19 protein-coding genes are annotated in these 23,762 nt (G+C 63.6%); 14 read left to right on the forward strand and 5 right to left on the reverse strand.

All coding sequences use genetic code 11. The annotated features are described in order from the left end of the window. Positions 1-16: 16 nt before the first annotated feature. Complete coding sequence (locus tag B9A23_RS12690) at positions 17-1,717, forward strand: sensor domain-containing diguanylate cyclase (RefSeq protein ID WP_217806607.1); 1,701 nt, start codon at positions 17-19, stop codon at positions 1,715-1,717. Positions 1,718-1,729: 12 nt separating this feature from the next. Here B9A23_RS12690 and B9A23_RS12695 read toward each other — a convergent pair whose 3' ends face one another. Both B9A23_RS12695 and B9A23_RS12700 read right to left on the reverse strand, forming a co-directional pair. After that, the gene (locus tag B9A23_RS12695) at positions 1,730-2,125 is read right to left on the reverse strand and encodes an acyl-CoA thioesterase (RefSeq protein WP_084279427.1); all 396 of its coding nucleotides are present in this window, start codon (positions 2,123-2,125) and stop codon (positions 1,730-1,732) included. Further along, entirely contained in the window at positions 2,122-4,188 is a 2,067-nt protein-coding gene (locus tag B9A23_RS12700; RefSeq protein WP_176217980.1) for a S9 family peptidase, read from the reverse strand. The genes B9A23_RS12695 and B9A23_RS12700 overlap by 4 nt, the downstream gene beginning before the upstream one ends. A gap of 72 nt (positions 4,189-4,260) precedes the next feature. Between B9A23_RS12700 and B9A23_RS12705 the strand changes: the two genes are divergently transcribed. The 6 genes from B9A23_RS12705 (at position 4,261) to B9A23_RS12730 (ending at position 12,312) form a co-directional block, all read left to right on the forward strand. Then, positions 4,261-6,060, forward strand: coding sequence for an aminopeptidase P family protein (locus B9A23_RS12705; RefSeq protein WP_084279574.1), 1,800 nt, complete (start codon positions 4,261-4,263; stop codon positions 6,058-6,060). A 57-nt stretch (positions 6,061-6,117) separates the two neighbouring features. Beyond that, complete coding sequence (locus B9A23_RS12710; RefSeq protein ID WP_084279429.1) at positions 6,118-6,486, forward strand: VOC family protein; 369 nt, start codon at positions 6,118-6,120, stop codon at positions 6,484-6,486. 241 nt (positions 6,487-6,727) lie between these two features. Then, the gene (locus tag B9A23_RS12715) at positions 6,728-7,363 is read left to right on the forward strand and encodes an EF-hand domain-containing protein (protein WP_084279430.1); all 636 of its coding nucleotides are present in this window, start codon (positions 6,728-6,730) and stop codon (positions 7,361-7,363) included. Between the two features lie 6 nt (positions 7,364-7,369). Beyond that, positions 7,370-8,107: a response regulator gene (locus tag B9A23_RS12720; RefSeq protein ID WP_084279431.1), complete on the forward strand. Its 738-nt coding sequence runs from the start codon at positions 7,370-7,372 to the stop codon at positions 8,105-8,107. Positions 8,108-8,111: 4 nt separating this feature from the next. Continuing rightward, a complete protein-coding gene (locus B9A23_RS12725; protein ID WP_084279432.1) occupies positions 8,112-9,506 on the forward strand; it encodes a sensor histidine kinase in 1,395 nt (464 codons plus the stop codon). 136 nt (positions 9,507-9,642) lie between these two features. Continuing rightward, positions 9,643-12,312: a M1 family metallopeptidase gene (locus B9A23_RS12730; RefSeq protein ID WP_084279575.1), complete on the forward strand. Its 2,670-nt coding sequence runs from the start codon at positions 9,643-9,645 to the stop codon at positions 12,310-12,312. A 94-nt stretch (positions 12,313-12,406) separates the two neighbouring features. On the opposite strand, the gene B9A23_RS12735 is transcribed toward B9A23_RS12730, so the two are convergent. Beyond that, positions 12,407-13,981 carry a helicase HerA-like domain-containing protein gene (locus tag B9A23_RS12735; RefSeq protein WP_084279433.1) on the reverse strand — a complete coding sequence of 525 codons (1,575 nt, stop codon included), beginning with the start codon at positions 13,979-13,981 and terminating at the stop codon, positions 12,407-12,409. A gap of 104 nt (positions 13,982-14,085) precedes the next feature. Between B9A23_RS12735 and pabB the strand changes: the two genes are divergently transcribed. Genes pabB through arfB form a run of 4 tightly spaced genes read left to right on the forward strand, consistent with a single transcriptional unit; the run spans position 14,086 to position 18,139 of the window. Continuing rightward, a complete protein-coding gene (gene pabB / locus B9A23_RS12740) occupies positions 14,086-15,855 on the forward strand; it encodes an aminodeoxychorismate synthase component I (RefSeq protein WP_084279434.1) in 1,770 nt (589 codons plus the stop codon). 4 nt (positions 15,856-15,859) lie between these two features. After that, positions 15,860-17,029, forward strand: a complete 1,170-nt coding sequence (locus B9A23_RS12745) for a pyridoxal phosphate-dependent aminotransferase (protein WP_084279435.1) — start codon at positions 15,860-15,862, stop codon at positions 17,027-17,029. Beyond that, positions 17,026-17,724 (forward strand): RluA family pseudouridine synthase, encoded by a 699-nt coding sequence (locus tag B9A23_RS12750; RefSeq protein ID WP_084279436.1) that lies wholly within the window; start codon positions 17,026-17,028, stop codon positions 17,722-17,724. Before B9A23_RS12745 ends, B9A23_RS12750 begins: the two co-directional genes overlap by 4 nt. A 1-nt stretch (position 17,725) precedes the next feature. Then, a complete protein-coding gene (gene arfB, locus B9A23_RS12755; protein WP_084279437.1) occupies positions 17,726-18,139 on the forward strand; it encodes an alternative ribosome rescue aminoacyl-tRNA hydrolase ArfB in 414 nt (137 codons plus the stop codon). On the opposite strand, the gene murA is transcribed toward arfB, so the two are convergent. Further along, on the reverse strand, positions 18,136-19,419 hold the full coding sequence (gene murA / locus B9A23_RS12760; protein WP_084279438.1) for a UDP-N-acetylglucosamine 1-carboxyvinyltransferase: 1,284 nt from the start codon (positions 19,417-19,419) through the stop codon (positions 18,136-18,138). The two genes, arfB and murA, sit on opposite strands and share 4 nt — an antisense overlap. 136 nt (positions 19,420-19,555) lie before the next feature. On the opposite strand from murA, the gene galU reads away from it, so the two are divergent. Then, positions 19,556-20,461 carry a UTP--glucose-1-phosphate uridylyltransferase GalU gene (gene galU, locus B9A23_RS12765; RefSeq protein ID WP_084279439.1) on the forward strand — a complete coding sequence of 302 codons (906 nt, stop codon included), beginning with the start codon at positions 19,556-19,558 and terminating at the stop codon, positions 20,459-20,461. Positions 20,462-20,497: 36 nt separating this feature from the next. On the opposite strand, the gene B9A23_RS12770 is transcribed toward galU, so the two are convergent. Continuing rightward, the gene (locus B9A23_RS12770) at positions 20,498-21,172 is read right to left on the reverse strand and encodes a TetR/AcrR family transcriptional regulator (protein ID WP_084279440.1); all 675 of its coding nucleotides are present in this window, start codon (positions 21,170-21,172) and stop codon (positions 20,498-20,500) included. 189 nt (positions 21,173-21,361) lie between these two features. Between B9A23_RS12770 and B9A23_RS12775 the strand changes: the two genes are divergently transcribed. Both B9A23_RS12775 and B9A23_RS12780 read left to right on the forward strand, forming a co-directional pair. Then, positions 21,362-22,474 (forward strand): Gfo/Idh/MocA family protein, encoded by a 1,113-nt coding sequence (locus B9A23_RS12775; protein WP_084279441.1) that lies wholly within the window; start codon positions 21,362-21,364, stop codon positions 22,472-22,474. Between the two features lie 14 nt (positions 22,475-22,488). After that, the gene (locus tag B9A23_RS12780) at positions 22,489-23,544 is read left to right on the forward strand and encodes a sugar phosphate isomerase/epimerase family protein (protein WP_084279442.1); all 1,056 of its coding nucleotides are present in this window, start codon (positions 22,489-22,491) and stop codon (positions 23,542-23,544) included. Positions 23,545-23,762: the final 218 nt, after the last annotated feature.

The following is a 23,762-nucleotide window of genomic DNA, read 5'->3' on the forward strand; positions in this document are numbered from 1 at the left end:
GAAGTATTCCAATGGCATGATCAGGACTGGACGATGGCTGTTGCTTGTCCTGCTGTGGTTGGGACTGTTCCCTGCCACGGCGGGTGCGCAGGCCGTCGCAGTCGAACGGGCCTGCCATGCCGACGCTGCCGCCGGCGAGACCTGGCGAGTCGTTGTTGCCGATCCCTCCCGCTGGCGGTGCGATGACAGCGGATGGAGCCTATCAGGCGATGCGGTGCTGATCCGCTTCGATCTTGGCGATCAGCCCGGTCGCGTGTTGCCGCAAGCCATCACCACCCATGCCGGAAATTTCGACCGGATCGAGATCGGACTGATCGATGCTGCCGGTCGCGAAAGCTGGACGTCCTTCTGGCCGAGCGATGTCCACCATCTTGCCACGGGGCCTTACATCACCGTGCCGGTCAGCGGTGCCACGTCCGAAACGCGTACGGTTGGCGTGCGCATCGTTCGTGCCTGGGGAAAGACGACGCTGAGCGAGTTGCGCCTTGATCCCAAGCCCGAGGGAAGCGGTTGGCCGCTCCACCGCATGATCGCCATGGCCTTGATCTGTGGCATGCTGCTCGTGCCACTGTTGATCAATACGGCGTTCTATTCGGTTCTGCCCGAACGCTACGTCATCTGGCATCTGGTGATGGTAGCGGCGATGCTTGTGCAGGCTGCCTACGCCACCGGCTTTGTCCACCTTGTCGTGGAAAGCGGGCTCGAATTCGAATGGCAGGCCTCCAACATAGCCTTTTCGGCCATGGCAGGAGCAGGGCTCATGTTCGCGGCCAGCTTCATCGAGCCCGAATATCTCGACCCGCGCTTGCGGCGCCTTGCCCATCGGCTTGCCGTTGCCGTGATGCTGTCAGGCGTGGCCTGTTCGATTCCTGCCGAAGCTGTGCGTCCATATTCTTCGCCGACGATCCATGCGGTGATCGGCGTGGTGATCCTGGCCCTGGCCACGATGATGGTTGCGGCATGGCGCGCAGGAAGCAAGGTCGTGGGTTTCCTGATCGTGGGGTGGGCGCCGATCCTGCTGGTGGGCACCTGGCGCATCATGTCCTACCTGCTTCCCGCCATGCGCCCGACCGAAGCCATCGTCATCTACCAGTTCGCTCTGGCGATCGAGGTTCTGGTTACGGCACTTGGCATCATCAGTCGGTTCGTTGACGTGCGCCACCAGCGTGACGAGGCCACGGCCCGCGCCCTTGAACTGCAAGGCGTGGCTGATCGCGATCCTCTCACCGGGCTGACCAACCGCCGTACCATCGAGGAACGCTTCGCCGGACTCTTCGCGCGGGGTTTCCGCACCATGGCCGTAATCGATCTCGATCACTTCAAGGGCGTCAACGATACCCATGGCCATGCTACTGGCGATATCGTCCTGCGGGCTGCCGCAAGCGCATTGGTCGACGATCGCGATACCAAGGCGATTCGCATGGGCGGCGAAGAATTCCTCCTGCTACTGCGCGGTCCCGACGCTGGAGTCAGGGCCGAGCGCGTCCGCCGTGCCATATCGAGCCGGATCGCCGCCGATGTTCCAGGGCTAGACCGGGTGGTGACGGCAAGCATGGGGCTGGTGGAGCACGATACGCGCGGCAGCCTCCAGATCGACTTCACCTCGCTCTACGCAAGATGCGATCAACTTCTCTACGAAGCAAAACGCCTCGGCCGCAATCGAACGATGAAGGAAAAGGTCACCGGCTTCGAGGCATCTTCGCGCGCCGTCGCCTAGGGCAGGAATCGCCTAGGGCAGGAAGGGCGCTGCCACGTCCTTCGGCACACGCAGGATCCGGCCCGAGGCGCGGTCGATGATTGCCCAGGTAGTCTTCGCGCTGACGATGACCTTGCCTTCGGCAGTGCGGAAGTCGACGCGCCGATCGAACCGCGCGCCGGTGGGCGGCTCGGGGATGAAGGTCTCGGCGGTCACGCTTTCGCCCGCGACGATATTGCCGCGATAATCGATCTCGTGCCGTGTCACGACCCAGACGTAAGCGCCTTGATGTTCCGCCGACGCTGCTGCCGACCAGTGCGCGGTGGCGATGTCCTGAATCCAGTTCACCCACACCGCATTGTTGACATGGCCCAGCTCGTCGATGTGCTCGGGACCTGCGGTGAAGGTGAGGGTGTGGCGGTTGCTCAAGCCTCGACCCCCAGCTGCCACAGGATGAAGGCAAACTCCTCGGCTGTTTCCTTCAAGGATTCGAACCGGCCCGATTTGCCGCCGTGGCCTGCGCCCATGTTGGTCTTGAGGATCAGTTCGTTGCCGTCGGTCTTCGCCTCGCGCAGCTTCGCCACCCACTTGGCAGGTTCCCAATAGGTGACCCGGGGGTCATTGAGGCCAGCGGTTACCATCAAGGGAGGGTAGGCCTGTGTCTTGACCTGGTCGTAGGGGGAGTAGGAACGGATCAGCTCGAACGCCGCCTTGTCCTCGATCGGGTTGCCCCATTCCGGCCATTCGCCCGGCGTCAATGGCAGGTCCTCGTCGAGCATGGTGTTGAGCACGTCGACGAACGGGACGTGCGCGACCACCGCGCCCCACAGGTCGGGATCGGAATTGATCACCGCGCCCATCAGCTCGCCCCCGGCCGAGCCGCCCGAGATGCTGATCTTTCCGGCTTGGGTGAAGCCGCGCTCGATCAGGCCCTTCGCCACGTCGACGAAGTCGTTGAAGGTATTGGTCCGCGCCTCCAGCTTGCCCGCCTTGTACCATGCGCGGCCAAGGTCATCGCCGCCCCGGATATGCGCGATGGCATAGGCAAAGCCGCGATCGACCAGGCTCAGCCGCGTGGTCGAGAAACCGGGGCCGATGGATATGCCGTAGGCGCCGTAGCCGTAGAGGTGCAGCGGTCCGCCGGCATCCCGGTCCTTGCGCCAGACGACGCTGACCGGAACCATCGTGCCATCGCGCGACGCGATCTCGAGCCGCGCCGTGTCATAGAGCGATGCATCATAGCCGCTCGGGATTTCCTGCACCTTGAGCAGTGTCAGGCTGCGCGTCGCCACGTCATAGTCATAGGACGACGCCGGGCTGACCATCGATTCATAGCCGACGCGCAGCACGCTCATGTCCCATTCGGGATTGTCGCCCAGCGAGGCTTCGTAGCTTGCCTCCGGAAATTCGATGGGTTCGACCCGCGAGGGATCGTCGTAATAGCGCACCTCGATCCGGTCGAGGCCACGCACGCGGCCTTCGGTCACGTAGAAATTGTGGAACAGGTCGAACCCGGTGAGGTAGAAGTCGTCGGTGCCTTCGATGAGCGTCGTCCAGTTGCCCGGATCGGACAGCGGCGCAGTGGCGAGACGGAAGTTCTCGTGCGTGTCGTTGGCGTGGATGTAGAGCACGCCGTCACGCTCATCGACGTCGTATTCCACGCCCTTCTGGCGCGGCTTGACCAGCAGCGGTTCGGCGAGCGGATCATCCGCCGGCACCAGCCGCACCTCGCCCGTTTCATGGTCGCCGGTCGAGATGATCAGCCACTGCTCGTTTGCTGAAAGCGCCGCGCCAACGCGAAAGCCCTCGTCATCCTCGTGGTAGAGTTCGACGTCGCTTTCCAGCGGCTGGCCGATCCAGTGCAAGCGCGCATTGTCAGTCCGCCAGTTCTCGTTGGCGAGGCTGTAGACGAGGCCGGTGTCGTCCTTCACCCAGATCAGGCCTGACAGCGTGCCGGGAATCTCGTCGGGCAGCACTTCACCGGTGGCGATGATCTTGATGCGGGCGGTGAAGCGTTCCGAGCCGTTGTCGTCGACCGACCAGGCGAGCTTCGTCCCATCCTTCGATACGGCAATCGCGCCGAGACGGAAGTAGTCCTTGCCCTGCGCCAGGGCGACTTCATCGAGGATCAGCTCGTCCGCGCTGCCATCGTCTGGCGCGCCGACCGGGCGGCGCCACCACTTCTTGTATTCCGCGCCGTCCTCGAACTCGATCCAGTAAAGAAAGTCTCCGTCCTTCTGCGGGACCGACTTGTCGGCCTCCTTGATGCGCGCGCGCATTTCCTTGAACAATGCGTCGATCACCGGCTTGCGCTCGCCCATGCGGGCCTCGAACCAAGCGTTTTCGGCCTCGAGATGGGCAAGCACGGTCTTGTCGGTAACCTCGGGATAGCCGGGATCGCGCAGCCAGGCGTAATCGTCGGATACGGTCAGGCCGTGGTGCGAAAAGCTGTGCGGGATCTTTGCGGCGACAGGAGGTGTGGCAATGCTCATCCCTCGCATCTATGTTGCGTGCATGATGCCCGCAAGGCGGGCCGACCACATTCAGGACCTTATCCCATGCTGATGCACACTCATGAAGCCCGCCTCGACGCCTTGCGCAAGCAGCTTGCCAAGGACGGCCTCGACGGATTTGTCATTCCGATCTCCGACGAGCACATGAGCGAATATATCGGTGCCTATGCGCAGCGGCTGGAATGGCTGACCGGCTTCGGCGGTTCGGCAGGCACGGCCGTGGTACTGGCCAATGAAGCCGGCATCTTCGTCGACGGGCGCTATACCCTGCAGGTGCGCGATCAGGTGGATGGCAAGCTGTGGTCGTACCAGTCGGTGCCGCAGACCAGCGTGGCAGAATGGCTCGGGCAGCATGCCCCGCAAGGTGCGAAGATCGGTTACGACGCATGGCTCCATTCGGAAGGCTGGGTCGAAGCGGTCTGCGCCGCGCTCGACAAGCGCGATGCGACGCTGTTGCCGGTGGTGCACAACCCGGTCGATGCGGTGTGGCAGGACCAGCCCGAACGCTCGCTGGCCATCGCCGTGCCCCATGCCGATGAACATGCCGGACAGTCTGCACATAAAAAGCGCGCCGCCGTCGCCGAATGGCTGACCAGCAACGGCTATGACGCGACCGTGATCACTGCGCTCGATTCGGTGGCCTGGCTGCTCAATATTCGCGGCTCCGACGTCGATCGCACCCCGGTTGCGCTGTCGTTCGTGATCGCCAATGCCGATGGTACGGCGGACCTGTTCATGGCGTCTGAAAAGGTCACGCCTGAATTGACCGCACATCTCGGCAATGCGGTCCGCATCCACCCGCGTGATGCTTTCGTTCGTTCTCTGGGCGAGATGAAGGGCCGCAAGGTTGCGGTCGATCCCGAGCGCTCGGTGGCTGCGATCTTCCATGCGCTCTATCAGGCCGGAGCCGAGGCTATCGCCGTGACCGATCCGGTTGTCCTGCCCAAGGCGATCAAGAACGAAGTCGAGCAGGCCGGGCATCGCGCTGCGCAGGCGCGCGACGGCGCCGCCATCGCCCGCTTCCTGCGCTGGATCGAGGTCGAAGCGCCCAAGGGCTCTGTCACCGAGCTCTCCGCTGCGGACCGCTTGCAGGCATTCCGCGCCGAAGGTGGGCTGCTCCGCGACCTGTCATTCGACACGATCTCGGGTGCGGGACCGAACGGGGCAGTGGTGCACTATCGTGTGAGCGAGGAGACCAGCCGCACGCTAGAGCCGAACAGCGTCTACCTGGTCGATTCAGGCGGCCAGTACGTTGACGGCACCACCGACATCACCCGCACCGTATGGGTCGGCCCTGACGCGCCGCATGCAGAGGTCAAGGACCGCTTCACCCGCGTGCTCAAGGGGCATATCGCGCTCGCACGCGCCGTATTCCCGAAAGGCACCGCCGGCAGCCAGCTCGACAGCTTCGCGCGCCAGTTCCTGTGGTCGGCAGGTCTGGACTACGCCCATGGCACCGGCCATGGCGTCGGGAGCTTCCTCGCCGTCCATGAAGGCCCGCAACGCATCGCCAAGGCTAGCGGCGGGCAGGCCGGCACGGGGCAGCCGCTGATGCCGGGCATGATCCTTTCAAACGAGCCGGGTTATTACAAGACCGGCGAGTACGGCATTCGCATCGAGAACCTCGTGCTGGTCGAGAAACGCGAGATCGCTGGTGCCGAAGGCGAGTTCTACGGCTTCGAGACGCTGACGTTTGCCCCCATCGCCCGCGATCTGGTCGATGTGGCCCTGCTTTCGAGCGAAGAGCGCGATTGGCTGAACGGTTATCATTCGCGGGTGCGCGAGGTCCTTGCCCCGCAGCTGTCCGGAGACGACCTGGCTTGGCTGGAAGCTGCCTGCGCGCCCTTTTGAGGCCGTGGATGTTCGCATAATGTTCCCCGGCGAATCAGCAAAAGGGGAACATGAGCCATGATCGGTTACGTCACAGTCGGGACGAATGACCTGCCGCGCGCCGCTGCCTTCTATGATGCCGTTGCGGCAGAGATGGGGGTGGGGCGCATGATGGAATTAGAAACGGGCATTGCCTGGGGTGTACCCGAGGGCGGCGCGGGGATTGCTGCCATGGCCCCGTTCGATGGCAATCCAGCCACCGTCGGCAATGGCGTGATGGTTGCCATAGAGGCGAAGGACAAGGAACAGGTCGGCCGGCTACACGCGATCGCGCTGGCCCATGGCGGAACTTGCGAAGGCCCTCCAGGCCTGCGCAGCGGCGGCTTCTATGCCGCGTACTTTCGCGATCCCGACGGCAACAAGCTCAATGCCTTCGTCATGGGCTGAAGGGCCGGTTTGCCGCGTGCGCTTGCCGCTGAATGAATGTCTTTCGGCATACGCGACAAATTGCGACAATAAAGCCGTCCATCCGGCATAGTCCCGCGACAAGCGTCACCTAGATAGGTGCCATAGGAACTGCGGTTGCCGATGTTCAGTCCCCCCCTGAGCAAGGTTTCCCTCCCCCTCTCCTTGCCGTGCACGGCAGCCGCAGTTTCCTTCCTCTTTCCTGAAGACGGGACCTTAGACGATGAAGAAGTTTCAGATAGCCGCCGCCGCGGCGGTGACCGCGACGGCTTCGCTTGCGCTTTATGCCGCGACGCCCGCTTTCGCCCAGAAGATGGACGCCGATGGCGACAAGACCATCACTTGGTCCGAAGCCAAGGCGAAGTCTGACCAGATGTGGGCCAAGCTTGATGTCAACAAGGACGGCAAGCTTGACCAGGCCGACAAGAGCGCCCGCTGGGCCGAGCAGTTCGCCAAGATCGACACTGACAAGAACGGCTCGATCAGCCAGGCCGAATTCATTGCCCACCATCAGCAGATGAAGGGCCCCGAAGGTCCCGGTGGTGACCGCAAGGGTGGCCATGGCCGTGGCCACGGCATGCGCAAGGGCCCGATGGGCGGCATGATGGGCGGCCACATGGCAATGATGGCAGATGCTAACAAGGATGGCACCGTCACCCGCGCCGAATTCGATGCTGGCGTGAAGGCGCACTTCGACATGGCCGACACCAACAAGGACGGCAAGATCACCCCGGAAGAACGTCGTGCTTCGATGAAAGCGATGATGGGCAAGATGGGGATGGACAAGATGCGCGGCCACATGGGGGGCGGCATGGGTGCGATGGGCGATGGACCTCCACCTCCTCCTCCGGCAGACTGATCTGCAATGAACGAAGCGCCGATCCGACTGCTCCTTGTCGATGACGAACCTGCGCTGCGCGAACCCCTGGCGGACTACCTTGTCCGGCAGGGGTTTGTCGTGACCCAGGCCGGCACCGCCGCGGAAGCCCGCAGCCGCCTGCTCGAATCCGGCTGTGACCTGGTGTTGCTCGACATCATGATGCCGGGTGAGGATGGCCTGTCGCTCTGCCGCCACCTGGTGGAAGCAAAGCGCCTTCCAGTCATCTTCATAACGGCGAAGGGCGAATCCACCGACCGCATTGTCGGGCTGGAAATCGGCGCCGACGATTACGTGGTGAAGCCGTTCGACCCGCGCGAACTGGTTGCCCGCATCCGCTCGGTCCTGCGCCGCGCGACCAAGCAGTCGAGCGAAATCTCGGACGCGGTCATCTATGATTTCGAAGGCTGGCGTCTCGATCCGCTCAAGCGCCGCCTGATCGATAGCGAAGGCGCGGTGGTCGCGATTTCCTCGGCCGAATTCCGGTTGTTGATGGCCTTCCTCGACCATCCCCGCCAGGTTCTCGATCGTGATCGGCTGCTGGACATGGTCCAGGGACGTGAAGCCCACCTGTTCGACCGCGCGGTCGACAACCAGATATCACGTCTGCGCCGCAAGGTTGAAGTCGACAGCCGCAATCCGCAACTGATCCAGACGGTGTGGGGTGGCGGTTACATGCTCGCCGCCGAAGTGCGCAAGCGCCCGGCCACCAGCGACGAGGCCTGAAAAGATGAACCGGCTCCGCCTCTGGCCGCGCAGTCTGCAGGGTCAGGTCCTGCTCGCCATCGCACTCGCGCTGCTGGTGGCGCAGACGATTTCGGCCGTTCTGCTGTGGCGGGAGCAGAACCATCGGCGTGAAGTTTCGATGGTAAGTTCAGCCGCTTTCCGCCTGATCGGCCCCAGTCCCGATGAGCGCCGCCGCCGGCGCGGGGATAGCGACGACCGGCTCCCGCCGCCGTTCCGCATCGAACATTCGCAAGCGTCGCTGCAGCGCCCGGGCGAGCGGCGGCTGCCCCGGGTCGAACACGAACTGGCCGAGGTCCTCAATGCCCAGGGTATAGAGACCGCGGAAGTGCTGGTTTTCGAGCGCGATCCCATGCGCGATGGACCCAGCATAGAATTCTGGAACCGCAACCGCCGCAAGCTGCAGATAGTCTCGAAAGAGCCGATGCCGCGGCTGGTGATCGCCTCGATCCGCAGTCCTGCCGGCGAGTGGACGTCGACCCGCGTTCTCACCGAAGGCGGCGAGCTCCGCGTGCTCGCGCCGCTGGTTGGCCAGACGATCGTGCTGTACCTGATTCTGGTCGGGACGATGGCGTTGATCCTGCGGCACATGGCCCGCCCGCTCAAGGCACTGACACGGCGCGTCGATGATTTCGCGGGAAATCGCACGATTGAAGGGCAGTTGCAGCCCGATGGGCCGGACGACATCCAGGGCCTGATCGTCGCGCACAATGCGATGGAAGCGCGCATCGTCGCCATGCTCGATGAAAAGGACGTGATGCTTGGCGCCATCGGGCATGACCTCAAGACGCCGCTCGCGGCATTGCGCGTTCGCATCGAAGCGGTTGACGACGATGTCGAGCGCGCCCGCATGGCGGCCACGATCGAGGACATCAACCGTTCGCTCGATGATATCCTTTCGCTTGCGCGGGTCGGACGCCCGTCCGATCCCGTAGAACCGACCGAGCTCTCCGCGCTCGTTGCCGACGTTATCGGCGAATTCGAGGACATGGGCGAGCCAGTCGAACTTGGCGATACCGACCGTATCGTCCTGCCTGTCCGCGCCACATGGATGCGCCGCGCCTTGCGGAACCTTGTGTCCAACGCGATGCGTTATGGCCAGCGCGCCCGTATCACGCTGACCCGTGAAGGGCGCGAGGCAGTGCTCCGGATCGAGGACGATGGCCCGGGCATACCCGAACACGAGATCGCGCGAATGATGGAGCCGTTCACCCGGCTCGAAGCCTCGCGCAACAGCGGCACCGGCGGGACCGGCCTTGGCCTGACCCTAGCCCGGGCCATAGCCGACCAGCATGGCGGAACGCTCGCCTTGTGGAACAGGCATGGGGCGGATGGGGCCACGCTGGGTCTGACGGCAGTTTTGCGCCTGCCAATCGGTTAAGCGCCGGCTCATTCTTCCAGCGATAGTCAATCGACATTCGTCGGCTCGCGCACGTCGTTCGTCGAAAGGAGTCGCGAGCAGACCGGCTGGTTGCTAGTGCAACCAATCTTCATTGCGCCCGGGAGTCATGATCGGCATGCGTACCATTTCACTTGTTTCCGCTCTTGCACTTTCCGTTGCGTGCGCCGGCGTCCCGGCCGTGGCGCAGCAGGCCTCGGCGAATCCGTCTGCCGCAGCTGGTGTGCACACCGATCTTCCCCGCGTCGCTCATCCTTCACACTATCGCATCTCGGTGACGCCCGACGCCAAGGCGATGACCTTTGCCGGCACCTCGTCGGTCGATCTGGAAGTGACCGAAGCGACGCCCGCGTTGACGCTGCATGCGCTGGATCTGAAGATCACGCAGGCAACGCTCACGCCTGAAGGGGGCGCTTCGATGCCTGCCACAGTGACGATGGACGAAAAGACGCAGACCGCGACCTTCACCGCCGCTGCGCCGCTGAAGCCCGGCAAGTATCGTCTCGACACCACCTATACCGGCGTGATCAACACGCAGGCCAACGGGCTGTTCGCGCTCGACTATCCTGACAAGGCTACCGGGAAGGAAGTGCGCGGACTGTTCACGCAGTTTGAAGCGCCCGATGCCCGCCGCTTCGCTCCGATGTTCGATGAGCCGATCTACAAGGCGACGTTCGACCTTTCAGCCGTCGTGCCCGCAACGCAGATGGCCATCAGCAACATGCCGGTCGCCAGGGAAGAGCAGCTTGCAGGCGGCATGAAGCGAGTGACCTTCGGCACCAGCCCGAAGATGTCCTCCTACCTCCTGTTCTTCGGCACGGGTGACTGGGAGCGCATGACCAAGGAAGCCATGCCCGGCGTCCAGGCCGGCATCGTTGCCCCCAAGGGCAGCGGCGAGCAATCGCGGTTCGCGCTTGACGAGCTGGCGCCGCTCATTCCCTACTATTCCGAATATTTCGGCCAGCCCTATCCGCTGCCCAAGATCGATAACGTTGCGGCGCCCGGCCAGTCGCAGTTCTTTTCGGCCATGGAAAACTGGGGCGCCATCCTCACGTTCGAGCGCATCCTGCTGAATGATCCGGCGATCACCAGCGCGTCTGCCCGCCAGAACATCGTGACCACCCAGGCCCACGAAGTGGCGCACCAGTGGTTCGGCAACCTTGTGACGATGGCCTGGTGGGAAGATCTCTGGCTGAACGAGGGCTTTGCCAGCTGGATGGAAACCAAGGCGACCGCCCACTTCCACCCTGACTGGTTCCCGCTGCTGGGCCGCGTCAACGGTCGCGATGCGGCGATGGGCCTCGATGGTTTCAAGACCACGCACCCCATCGTGCAGGAGATCAAGACCGTCGACGAGACCAACCAGGCCTTCGACACGATCACTTACCAGAAGGGCGAGGCCGTCATCTCGATGCTGGAAGCCTTCGCCGGCGAGAACGTCTGGCGCGATGGGCTGCGCGCCTACATGCGCGATCACAAGTTCGGCAACACCCGTTCCAAGGATCTGTGGCAAGCGATCGAGAAGGCCGGCGCCCCCGGCCTGACTGCCATCGCCTCGGATTTCACCACAAAACCGGGCATTCCGCTGGTGAAGGTGACGGGCATGACCTGCAAGAAGGGCGTGGCCACGCTGAACCTGCAGCAGAGCGAATTCAGCGTCGATCGCAAGGACGAGGTCGCCGCCAAGCCGCAGCAGTGGAAGGTGCCGCTGATCGTCTCGGCAGGTTCGGGCGAGCCAGTCCGCACTATTCTCGATGGCGGAAAGGCGACTGTCACCGTCAACGGTTGCGGCCCGATCGTGATCAATGCCGGGCAACTGGGTTATTACCGCTCGCTCTATACGCCGCAGATGCTTGCCTCGCTCAAGAAGGCCATTCCGACGCTGCAACCGGTGGACCAGATGGGCCTGATTGCCGACAATCTCGCGCTTTCGGCGAGCGGCTACCAGCCATATGCCCCCGCGTTCGATCTGCTGTCGGCGATTCCGGGCAACGCCAACCCGGTGGTGATGCAATCGGCATTCGGCGATTTCGTCGGGGCCTGGCGCGTGCTCGACAAGCAGCCGACCGCGCAGAAGAAGCTCTATGAGCGGATCGCGGGCATCTACAAGCCGCGCCTGATGGCACTGGGCTTCGACCCCAAGGCGAACGAGAGCCTGCCTGATGCCGATCTTCGCGCCACGCTGATTTCGGGCTTTGGCACTATGGGCGATCCCGATGTGGTCGGCGAGGCGCGCCGCCGCTTTGCGATGCTTTCCAGCAATCCCAAGGCGATGGACGGTCCGCAGAAGACCACGTGGCTCAACATCGTTGCCCGCAACGCTACCAAGGCCGATTGGGACGCGCTTCGCGCCATGGCGGCTGCGAGCAACAGCGCAGTGGAACGCCAGTTCCTCTATACGCTGCTAGGGCGCCCAGCCGATCCGGCATTGGCGCAGGCAGCCCTTGATCTTGCGCTGACCGATGCGCCGGGCAAGACGACCAGTGCGGCGATCATCGGTGCCGCCGCTGGTCTGCATCCCGACAAGACCTTCGACTTTGCCGTGGCCAACCGCCAGAAGGTTGAATCGCTGGTCGATGCGCAGAGCCGCGGAACGTTCATCGCGCAGCTTGGCGGACCGTCGAACGATCCGGCCATGATCGACAAGATCAAGGCCTTCCGTGCGACCGTTCCTGCCGAGGCAGCCCGTCCCGTGGATCGGGTCATCGGCGTCCTGACCGAAAAGGCCCGCACGCGGCCGCTGTTCGTCAAGGGTCTGATGGACTGGCAGAACACCAAGGCGAAGTAAGGGGCAACCTCCGAACCTCGTCATTTCAAGGAAGCGATCCAGAGCCAGTGAAATACGCTCTGGATTGCTTCGCCTTGTGCGCGGCGAGCGTTGCCTAGCGCAACAAGCCTCCCAGGATCCCGCGCGCAAAACGGCCGAATGCCTCCCCTCCAATCGAGGTGGCGATAGAGCCGACGACCGCTGTGACACCCGAAGCCACGGGCGCAGCGCGGGATTTCTTGCCGGTGATGCTGGCGGCGATCACTGCGCCTGCAGATGAGGCCACCGCGCCCGCCGCGGCTTTGCCCGCCTTCTCCCACATAGATGTCGTCCGGCGCGGAGCGGCGCGCTGCTTGTCGGCACCCTCATCTTCGATCTGCTGCGCGGCGGCTGCGGCATCGGCGGCCTTCTGCGCCAGCACTTCGGCGGCGGATTCGCGGTTCAAGGCGGTATCGTACTTGCCATCGAACGGGCTGACCGACTGGATCACCGCGCGCTCCTTCGGCGTCAGCGGCCCGAGGCGCGAACGCGGCGGTGCGATCAGCGTGCGCTGCACCACCGATGGCGCACCATCGTCGTCCAGCGTCGAGACCAGCGCCTCGCCCACTTTCAGTTCGGTGATGACCGTTTCGACATCGAGGTCCTTGTTGATGCGGAAGGTTTCGGCTGCGGCGCGGATCGCCTTCTGGTCACGCGGGGTGAACGCCCGCAGGGCATGCTGCACGCGGTTGCCAAGCTGTCCTGCGATCTTTTCCGGAATGTCGATCGGGTTCTGCGTGACGAAAAAGACGCCGACACCCTTGGAACGGATCAGGCGGACCACCTGCTCCACCTTCTCCATCAGCGCCTGCGGGACATCGTCGAACAGCAGATGCGCTTCATCAAAGAAGAACACCAGACACGGCTTTTCCGGATCGCCCACTTCCGGCAGCGCTTCGAACAGTTCGGACAGCAGCCACAGCAGGAAGGTGGCGTAGAGCTTGGGGCTCTGCATCAGCTTGTCGGCGGCGAGCACGTTGACCATGCCGCGGCCCTGATCGTCCACCTTGAGGAAGTCATTCACCTCGAACGCCGGTTCACCGAAGAAACGGTCTGCACCCTGGCTTTCGAAGGCCAGCAACTGGCGCTGGATCGTGCCGACACTGGCCTTGGAGACGTTGCCGTACTTGGTGGCCAGAGCGCCGGCATTCTCCGCACAGGCGACCAGCACGGATTGCAGGTCGGGCAAGTCGATCAGCAGCAGTCCGTTGTCATCGGCATAGCGGAAGGCGATGTTGAGCACGCCTTCCTGCGTCTCATTGAGACCCATCAGGCGAGAAAGCAGCAGCGGCCCCATCTCAGAAATCGTCGTGCGGATTGGGTGGCCGGATTCGCCGTAGAGATCCCAGAACACTGCCGGATTGTCGGAATAGGCGTAGTCCTCGATGCCCAGTTCCTTGGCGCGTGCTTCGAGGGAAGCTGCATGCTTGAAGGTCGGGCTTCCCGGCATGGCAATGCCCGCAAGGTCGCCTTTCACGTCGGCCATGAAAACGGGTACGCCGCGCATCGAGAACTGTTCGGCGATGCCCTGCAGCGTCACCGTCTTGCCGGTGCCGGTGGCGCCCGCGATCAGCCCGTGACGGTTGGCGCGGCCAAGGCGCAGGACCTGCCGTTCGCCGTTCGAACCAAGGCCAAGGTAAATGTCTTCCATCGGCAACACCCCATCCATTTCGCCCAAGACTAGGCCGCGCCACGCAGCCTTGCGAGGGGTTTTTGCATCCGGAGCGGGGAACGGCTAGAGCGCGCCCGCAAGCCATGACCCATGCCCCCTTCATCCTTCTTGACGACGCCCGCGCCGAGGGCGCCAGCGATGCACGTCTTTACGAGGACGTGCTGGATATCGTGATTGCGCGCCGAGCGGACGAAGTCGAAGCCGCGCTAGCCCGGATCGCCTCCATGCCGGGCAACTGGGCAGGCTATCTTGCCTATGAAGCGGGCCTCGCTCTTGAAAAGCGCCTCGCCCCGCTGGCGGCGGAGCGGACCGGCGCGGCGGGTCCGCTGGTGTGGTTCGCCCGCTTCGGGACGGTCACCCGCCTTGCTAGCGCTGACGTTGAGTGCTGGCTGGCGAATAATTCCACGGGCTCAGGCAGGCTTGGGCCCATGGGCGCAGCAATCTCCTCGGGCGGCTACGCCAAGGCCTTCAATCTCGTGCAGGAAGCGATCCGCGCTGGCGATATCTACCAGGCGAACCTCACGTTTCCGCTCGCCGGAACATGGGATGGAGATCCGCTGGCGATCTATGCCGATGTGCGTCGCGATGCCCGCGCGGGATACGGCGGCGTGATATGGGATGGTGCTCATTGGCATCTCTCGTTCTCACCCGAACTGTTCTTCAAGCTTTCAGGCGGTGAAGCCCGCGTGCGCCCGATGAAGGGCACTGCCCCGCGCGGGAGCACGCCAGAAGAGGACGCGCGCTTCAAGGCCGACCTCTCATCAAGCGTGAAGGATCGCGCCGAGAACCTGATGATCGTCGACCTGATGCGCAACGACCTGTCGCGCGTATCAAACCCCGGCTCGGTCAAGGTCGAAGCGCCCTTTTCCATCGAAACCTATCCCACCGTGCACCAGATGGTGACGACCGTACGCGCCAGGCTGGCGCCGGGAGAAGACGTGCGCAGCCTGCTTCGCGCCATCTTCCCTTGCGGTTCGATCACCGGCGCTCCGAAGATCCGCGCGATGGAGGTGATCCACCAGGCCGAACGGGACTCGCGCGGGCTCTATTGCGGTTCGATCGGCCGCATTGACCCCTCTGGCGATGCGGCCTTCAATGTGGCAATCCGCACCGTGCGCCTGTCGCCGGACGGCCGCGCCGTGATGGGGGTGGGCTCGGCAGTGGTTGCCGATTCCGCGATGATCGGCGAATGGCGCGAATGCGTGGTGAAGGGGAATTTCTTGCGCTTGTCTGCCGGCCATGCCGATCTGATCGAAACAATGGCCTTCGATCCCGCCAAGGGCATCGAACTGCTCGAACTGCACCTCGAACGCATGAAGGCGAGCGCGCTGGCTCTCGGCTTCAGCTTCGATCGCCATGCCGTGCGCAACGCGATCCACGCGCTGTGCTTCGATCTCGACAAGCCATCGAAGGTGCGGCTGGTGGCGTCCAAAGGTGGCGGCCATGCCCTCGATGCGTCGCCCATGCCCGCGCCACTTGAAAGCCTGACCTGTGCCGTGCTGCCGCTGCCGGTCTCGGACGGTGACTGGCGCCTGCGCCACAAGACTACCGATCGCGGCTTCTACGAAGCTGGCCTTGCCGCCGCGAAGAAGGCAGGCGCGGGCGAAGCGCTGTTCCTGCGCGACGATGGCCTGATCACCGAGGGCACCTTCACCAACGTGTTCGTGGAACGCGACGGCAAGCTGCTCACTCCGCGTACAAATCTGGGCCTGCTGCCGGGCGTGCTGCGCCGGTCGCTGATCGAGGCCGGGCGCGCAGAAGAGGCCGACCTGACGCTCGATGACCTCGCAGGCGGCTTTCTTGTCGGCAACGCCTTGCGCGGGTTGATCCCGGCGCGTTTGCTCGGCTCATGATCCCATGACCCAGCTTTCAAAGGCCCATGCGCGGATTGCGCCATCGCGCACCACCGCCATCACCGACCGCGCCATCCAGCTTCGTGCCGAAGGCCGCGACGTGATCTCGCTTTCGGTGGGCGAACCTGATTTTGCGACGCCGGTCCATGTCGTGCAGGCCGCCAAGGACGCGCTTGACGCGGGCGACACGAAATACACTGCCGTCGTCGGCACGCAGCGGTTGCGCGAGGCGGCAGCGCTGCACTTCAAGCGTGATCTCGGCATTGAAGTGCCGCCATCGCAGGTCATCGTCAGTGCAGGCGGCAAGCAGGCGATCTTCCATGCCCTGCTCGCCACGCTCGATCCCGGCGACGAAGTGCTGGTCCCGTCCCCGTGGTGGGTCAGCTACCCCGAGATTGTGCGCTTTGCCGGTGCAGAAGTGGTGGACCTGCCGACCGACGCCGCAGGGGGCTTCCGCATCACTGCGGACCAGCTCGAGTCCGCGATCATGCCCGCCACTCGCTGGCTGCTGCTCAACAGCCCCGGCAACCCTACCGGCGCGACCTATCCGGCCGAGGAACTGCGCGCATTGGGCGAAGTCTTGCGCCGCCACCCGCGCGTTCTGGTGATGAGCGACGATATCTATGCGCCGCTGCGCTATGGCGAGGGTCTCCACGCCACGCTGGCGGTTGAATGTCCCGACCTTGCCAACCGCATCCTGACGGTTTCGGGCGTTTCCAAGAGCCACGCCATGACCGGCTTCCGCATTGGCGTCTCGGCAGGCCCGGCCTGGCTGATCGGCGCGATGGGACGCCTGCAGTCGCACTCGTCCGGCAATCCTGCCTCGATCTCGCAGGCCGCTGCCGTCGCCGCCTTCGAAGGTCCGCAGGATTTCCTTGCTGACTGGCGCGAACGTTTCCGAGCGCGGCGTGACATGGTCTGCGCAGCGATCAACGCTATTCCAGGTCTGTCTACCCCGATTCCCGACGGCGCGTTCTATTGCATGGTTGACGCTGCACCACTGATGGGGCGGTTCGGCGATGACGAGGCGCTGTGCCTTCACCTGCTGGGAAGCGGCGTTGCGGTTGTTCCCGCCTCGGCGTTCGGCGGCAAGGACGGCTTCCGTATCAGCTTCGCTGCGGACGAAGCAAAACTAGAAGAAGCGCTGCGGCGTATAGCAAAGGCGGTAGCGTGATCGATTTCTCCATCCTGTTCGAAGACGGCGAAGCGCTGGTGATCGACAAGCCGGCAGGCCTTCCGCTCGACCCGCCCCGCGCGGGTGGCGACAGTCTCGAGAACCATCTCGACGCCCTGCGGTTCGGTTTCCAGCGCGAACCGCACCCCGTTCACCGGCTCGATCAGGACACGTCCGGCTGCTTGTTGCTGGCTCGCAATCCCAAGGCGCTGAAGCGCTTTTCCGCCGCATTCGAAGCGCGCGAGGTGGAGAAGGTCTATCTCGGCATCGTCGCGGGCGAAGTGCAGGGCGAAAGCGGCACGATCGAACTCGCGCTGTCCAAGATCAGCTCGGCCGAGAAGGGCTGGCGCATGATCCCGGCGAAGAAGGGCAAGCCCGCCGTCACGCACTGGAAAGTGCTGTCGCGCAAGACCGGTCTGACGCTGGTCGAATTCCGCCCCGAAACCGGCCGCACCCACCAGATCCGGATTCATGCGCTGGCCGGGCTGGGTCACGCCCTCGTCGGCGATCCGATTTATGGTGACGGCAAGCTCGCCTGGCGCACGATGCTTCATGCTTCGGAACTCGTCGTGAAGCGCGAAGGCAAGCCGCCGATCGATGCCTACTCGCCGATGCCGCTGGATTTTGCGGCCTTCGGGTTCGAACTGCCGATAGCCGAACAACCCGGCGACGATCTGCCTAACACCGAGGCCTGACGTGTCGCCCGATGCTCTCGTCGCCCATGCGCTGGCGCTGGTCGAGGAGAGCTTCATCGCCTCAGCCGGTCCGGGCGGGCAGAACGTCAACAAGGTGGCAACGGCGGTGCAGCTTCGGCTCGACGTTTTCGCGCTGCGGCTGCCGCCCGAGATCTACCACCGCCTCAAGACCCTCGCCGGTAGCAAGATGACCGCCAAGGGCGAAATCGTGCTGACCGCGCGCAGCTATCGCACGCAGGAGCAGAACCGCGAGGACGCAAGGAAGCGCCTTGCCGAAATGCTACGCGAGGCCTGCAACCTGCCGGCAAAGCGCGCCAAGTCCCGCCTCAACCGCGTCGGCAAGACCGAGCGGCTGGCGGGCAAGAAGATCAGAGGTGCAGTAAAAGCCGGACGCGGCAAGGTGCGGCTGGATTAATCTCCACCGACGCGGTCGATTTCGGCGCCCAGAAGCGAAAGCTTTTCCTCGAGCCGCTCATAGCCACGATCAAGGTGATAGAGGCGGTGCACCTGCGTCTCGCCTTCGGCGGCGAGGCCAGCGATCACGAGGCTCATCGATGCACGCAGGTCGGTCGCCATGACTTCCGCGCCGGTCAGCTTGTCGACGCCGTGCACCACCGCAGTACGGCCCTTGGTTTCTATGCGCGCGCCCATGCGGTTCAGCTCGGGCACGTGCATGTAGCGGTTCTCGAAGATCGTCTCGGTCAGCACGGACGATCCCTGGGCGAGGCACAGCATCGCCATGAGCTGCGCCTGCATGTCGGTGGCAAAGCCGGGGTAGGGCGCAGTCGATAACGTCACGGGCTTGAGCGGCCCGTCGGCGGCCACGTAGATGCCGCCCTTGCGCGGCTCGACATGGACGCCGGCATCGCGCAGCGCCTGCACGGTGGCTTCCATGTCCTCGATGCGGGCGCCTTGCAGCATGACATCGCCGCCAGTGATCGCGGCGGCACAGGCATAGGAGCCGGCTTCGATGCGATCGGGCATGACCATGTAGGTCGCGCCGTGCAGACGGTCGACACCGTGGATGGTCAGGTCGGATGTGCCGATGCCCTCGATCTGCGCGCCCATCGCGACGAGCAGGTTGCAAAGATCGACGATTTCCGGCTCGCGCGCGGCGTTGTGGAGGGTGGACTTGCCCTTGCACAGGACGGCCGTCATCAGTGCGTTCTCGGTCGCTCCGACAGAGATCACCGGGAACGAATAACGCCCGCCGGGCAGGCCGCCGTCTGGCGCGATTGCGCGGACGTAGCCGGCGGCCAGTTCAATCGTCGCGCCGAGCGCTTCGAGCGCCTTGAGGTGCAGGTCGATCGGGCGGTTGCCGATGGCGCAGCCACCGGGCAGCGATACCGTCGCCTCGCCCGCACGTGCCAGCATCGGCCCAAGCACGAGGATCGATGCGCGCATCTTGCGCACGAGATCATAGGGAGCAACCGACGAGGTCAGGCGGGTGGCCTGCAACGTCATCACGCGGCCAAAATCTTCGGGCCGTGCGCCCGCGATCGAGGTCGAAACCCCGAACTGGTTCATCAGGTGCTGGAAGCCATCAATGTCGGCAAGGCGCGGCAGGTTGCGCAGCGTGACTGGTTCTTCGGTCAACAGCGCGCAAGGCAGCAGGGTCAGGGCCGAATTCTTGGCACCCGAAACCGGCACCGTTCCCGAAAGGCGCTTGCCGCCACGGATAATGATCTTGTCCATCGCTGCCGTTTACCGTGTTTGCGGAACGGCGCAAGCGCAGGGCATACGTTAACATCAGGCCAAGCGCTTGACATTTACCCTTAGTAATTGTGCAGTGCATCATGAGGGTGCAACAAATTACGGATACCGCAGGGAAATGAGTTCAGACGCAGCACACAAACCCATTCGCAAGGCGGTTTTTCCAGTGGCTGGGCTCGGCACGCGATTTCTCCCCGCCACCAAGGCTATTCCCAAGGAAATGCTGCCCATCATCGATCGCCCGCTGATCCAGTACGCGGTGGACGAAGCGCGGGAGGCCGGGATCGAGCAACTGATTTTCGTTACCGGCCGCGGCAAGACAGCCATCGTCGAGCATTTCGATACCGCCTTTGAGCTGGAGCATACCATGTCCGGCAGGGGCAAGGCGCTCGAAGTGCTGGACGCGACGCGCATCCTGCCCGGCAACCTTGTAACCGTGCGCCAGCAAGTGCCGATGGGCTTGGGCCATGCCATCTGGTGCGCCCGCGCGGTTGTCGGCAACGAACCGTTCGCCATTTTCCTGCCCGACGAGATGATGGTCGGCGAGCAAGGTGGCAAGGGCGGCTGCATGAAGCAGATGGTCGATGCTTACGATCAGGTCGGCGGCAACCTCATTTCAGTGCTAGAAGTGCCGCAAGAAGAAGTGTCGAGCTATGGGGTGATCGCACCGGGCAACCGGGTGTCCGATACGCTTACCGAAGTCACGGGTCTGGTCGAGAAGCCCAAGCGCGAAGACGCGCCCTCCAACCTTATCATCTCGGGCCGCTACATCCTTCAACCTGAAGTGATGCGCACCCTGGAAAGCCAGGAAGCCGGTGCTGGCGGTGAGATCCAGTTGACCGATGCAATGGCGCGCATGATCGGGCAGCAGCCGTTTCACGCGGTCACGTTTGCCGGTCGGCGGTTCGATTGCGGCAGCAAGATCGGCTTTGTCGAGGCGACGCTGTCATTGGCGCTGGAACGTCCCGACATGGCCGACGATGTTCGCGCGCTGATGGCGCGCCTGCTGGCGCAGGGCGCCTGACGACTTCGCCCGGATCGTTGCCTGGCTTTCTGGCGCTCAGGGCGCCCGCAGGTAAGCCAGGCACATCCGGCCGAGTTCCCGCTTCAGCACTTCCCAATCGTAGTCGTGTGCAGCCTCTCCCGATGAGCCGAGGCTCAGCTGGCGCGCGAGGGTGGCGAAAACGATCTTATAGGCCGAATTGGCCCTCGTCTCGTGGTCGGCCCCGCCGAAGGTGTCGCGGAAGCGCAGCATTGCGTTCATGCCGCGCGCGGTTGCCCGCAAGGCATGGTCCTTGCCGGGCTTCGATACCAGCGGGTCAAACTCTGCGCGTTCCATGGCCAAACGCAACAACGGCGCATTCACGCGCAGCACCTCGGCATAGCCGGCAACGTAGAGCGGCATGAATTCATCAAGGGTCGGCGACTGGGCCAGGACCTCGGCGATCATGGTTTCCTCGGCCTGGGCGAGATCTTCCAGCGCCTTGGCGATCACGGCGCGGACGAGATTGTCCTTGCTCTGGAAACGCAGGTAGATAGACCCGATCGACACCGATCCGCGAAGATTCACATCCTGAAGCGTGAAGTCCTCGTTCCCGCGTTCGAGCATGAGTTCGCGCGCGGCACTCAGCATCCGTTCTAGCGAGGCTTTGCTGCGCCCTTGCTGTGGCTTGCGGCTGACCGTCTCTACCGCCAGCGTATCGGTTTCAGCCTCGCCGTTGGCTCCTGGTGACATCGTAGTAACCGGTCCCTCGCATTTGACGCCATTAAACAGAAACAGATATTCTAGAATAACTTCGGCTTTCTTCGCATGAATTAGCGGCAAACGCGATGACAAAATGGCGTATGACGTCCCCTGCGCATTGACCTTTGCGCGTTTGCAAATAGAACCGAAGTTCTAAACGGATTTGGTCGGGAGAGTATCATGGTGCGTCGCCTGCGGATGGGTATGATCGGCGGAGGGCCCGGTGCCTTCATCGGCCCGGTCCATCGCTTCGCTGCAGAGCTCGATCGCGAGATCGAACTGGTTGCCGGGGTCTTTTCCAGCGATGCAGCCCGCAGCGCTGCTGCCGGAGAGACCTATCGCATCGACCCAGCGCGTGCCTATCCCTCGCTCGAGGCGATGTTCGCGTCAGAAGCCCGCCGCGAGGACGGTATCGACTTTGTCTCGATTGTCACGCCAAATCATAATCACTTGCCATCCGCTCGCGCCGCTCTGGCGGCCGGGTATCCGGTGATCACCGACAAGCCGCTGACCGCGACCCTGGCCGAAGCGCACGAACTGGCAAGTCTCGTCGCGCAGGCAGGCAGGCCGTTCGGTGTGACCTACACCTATTCGGGCTATCCGCTGGTGCGTGAGGCGCGCGCCCGCATCGCCGCCAACGAGATCGGGGCCATTCGCAAGGTCGTTGTGGAATATCCGCAAGGCTGGCTTGCCGGAGAGGCGGTGGGCAAGCAGGCAGAATGGCGCGTGGATCCCGCACGTGCCGGGCTTGGCGGTTGCATCGGTGACATCGGTGTCCACGCCTTCCAGCTTGCGGAATTCGTGACGGGCCTGCGCGTTACCGAACTGCTCGCCGATCTTGGTGCGGTCGTGCCTGGTCGCCTGCTCGACGACGACTGCTCCATCCTGCTGCGCTTTGACAATGGCGCCCGCGGCGTTCTGCTCGCCAGCCAGATCGAGGTGGGTGAGCTCAACGGCTTGCGCATTCGCGCCTATGGCGAAAGCGGCGGAATCATCTGGAAACAGGAAGAGCCCAATACGCTCACGATCAATCGCCTCGATGGCACCTGCACGCTGGTCCGGTCGGGCACAGGCGTGCTTGGCAATGACGCCGCCTCCCGCACACGCACACCCGGCGGCCATCCCGAAGGCTACCTCGAGGCATTTGCCAACCTCTACCGTGATTTCGCAGCGCAGGTTCGCGGGGAGGGGGCTGACCTCCTTCCCGGCATCGACGAGGGGGTGCGCGGCATGACTTTCATCGACACCGCCGTTTCCGCCAGCCGCGCCAATTCTGGCTGGGTCAAGCTCTGAGGAGGTATCCGCACATGAAGACCATCAAGGGGCCGGGCATCTTCCTGGCCCAGTTCGCCGGCGATACTGCCCCGTTCAACAGCCTCGAATCCATAGCCGACTGGGTTGCCGGCCTCGGCTACAAGGGCGTGCAGATTCCTAGCTGGGATGGGCGCCTGTTCGATCTGCAAAAGGCGGCCACCAGCCAGACCTATTGCGACGAGATCAAGGGCATGCTTGCGAGCAAAGGCCTGGAGATCACCGAGCTTTCGACCCACCTTCAGGGCCAGCTTGTCGCCGTGCACCCAGCCTTTGACGCTCAGTTCGATGGCTTTGCTCCGGCAAAGGTGCATGGCAACCCCAGCGCGCGGCAGGAATGGGCGGTGCAGCAGATGAAGTACGCTGCCAAGGCCAGTGCCAAACTCGGCCTGAAGGCCCACGCCTCGTTCTCGGGCGCGTTCGCATGGCCATACTTCTACCCATGGCCTGCTCGTCCGGCAGGGCTGGTTGAGGATGCCTTCGATGAACTGGCCCGCCGCTGGAAGCCGATTCTCGATGTGTTCGACGAGAACGGCGTCGATGTTGCCTATGAGATCCACCCGGGTGAGGATCTCCACGATGGCGTGACCTTCGAGATGTTCCTTGAACGTGTCGGCAATCACCCGCGTGCCAATATCCTCTACGATCCCAGCCACTTCGTGCTGCAGCAGCTCGATTACCTCGCGTTCATCGACATCTACCACGAGCGCATCAAGTGTTTCCACGTGAAGGATGCCGAGTTCCGGCCGAACGGTCGCTCGGGCGTCTATGGCGGTTACCAGTCGTGGGTCGATCGCCCGGGGCGCTTCCGTTCGCTGGGCGATGGGCAGGTCGATTTCCCGGGCATCTTCAGCAAGATGGCAGCAAATGACTATGCAGGCTGGGCCGTGCTGGAATGGGAATGCGCCTTGAAGCATCCGGAAGTGGGGGCTGCGGAAGGCGCGCCATTCATCGACCGGCATATCATCAAGGTGACCGAGCACGCCTTTGACGACTTCGCCGCTGGTGGCGCTGATCGCGCGCTCAATGCGCGGCTGATGGGCATCGGCTGAACGGTATCACAACCAGTTGCTGGGGCGTCGGCGGACCTTCGTCGGCGCCCCTTTTGCGTTGTGAAGCATTCATGGAATGGATCGTCTTCCATGAAATCTCTTTTCTGTCTGTATCATGCAACTGCACTATGATCGCATATGTCGGCTGCTGACCGATAACACATCCAAAGGCTGCGCCTATGGCTGCGGCAAGCCTTCATATTTTACTGGATGACTGA

Origin of the sequence: Novosphingobium sp. B1, from assembly GCF_900176395.1 — a bacterium.
Lineage (GTDB): Bacteria > Pseudomonadota > Alphaproteobacteria > Sphingomonadales > Sphingomonadaceae > Novosphingobium.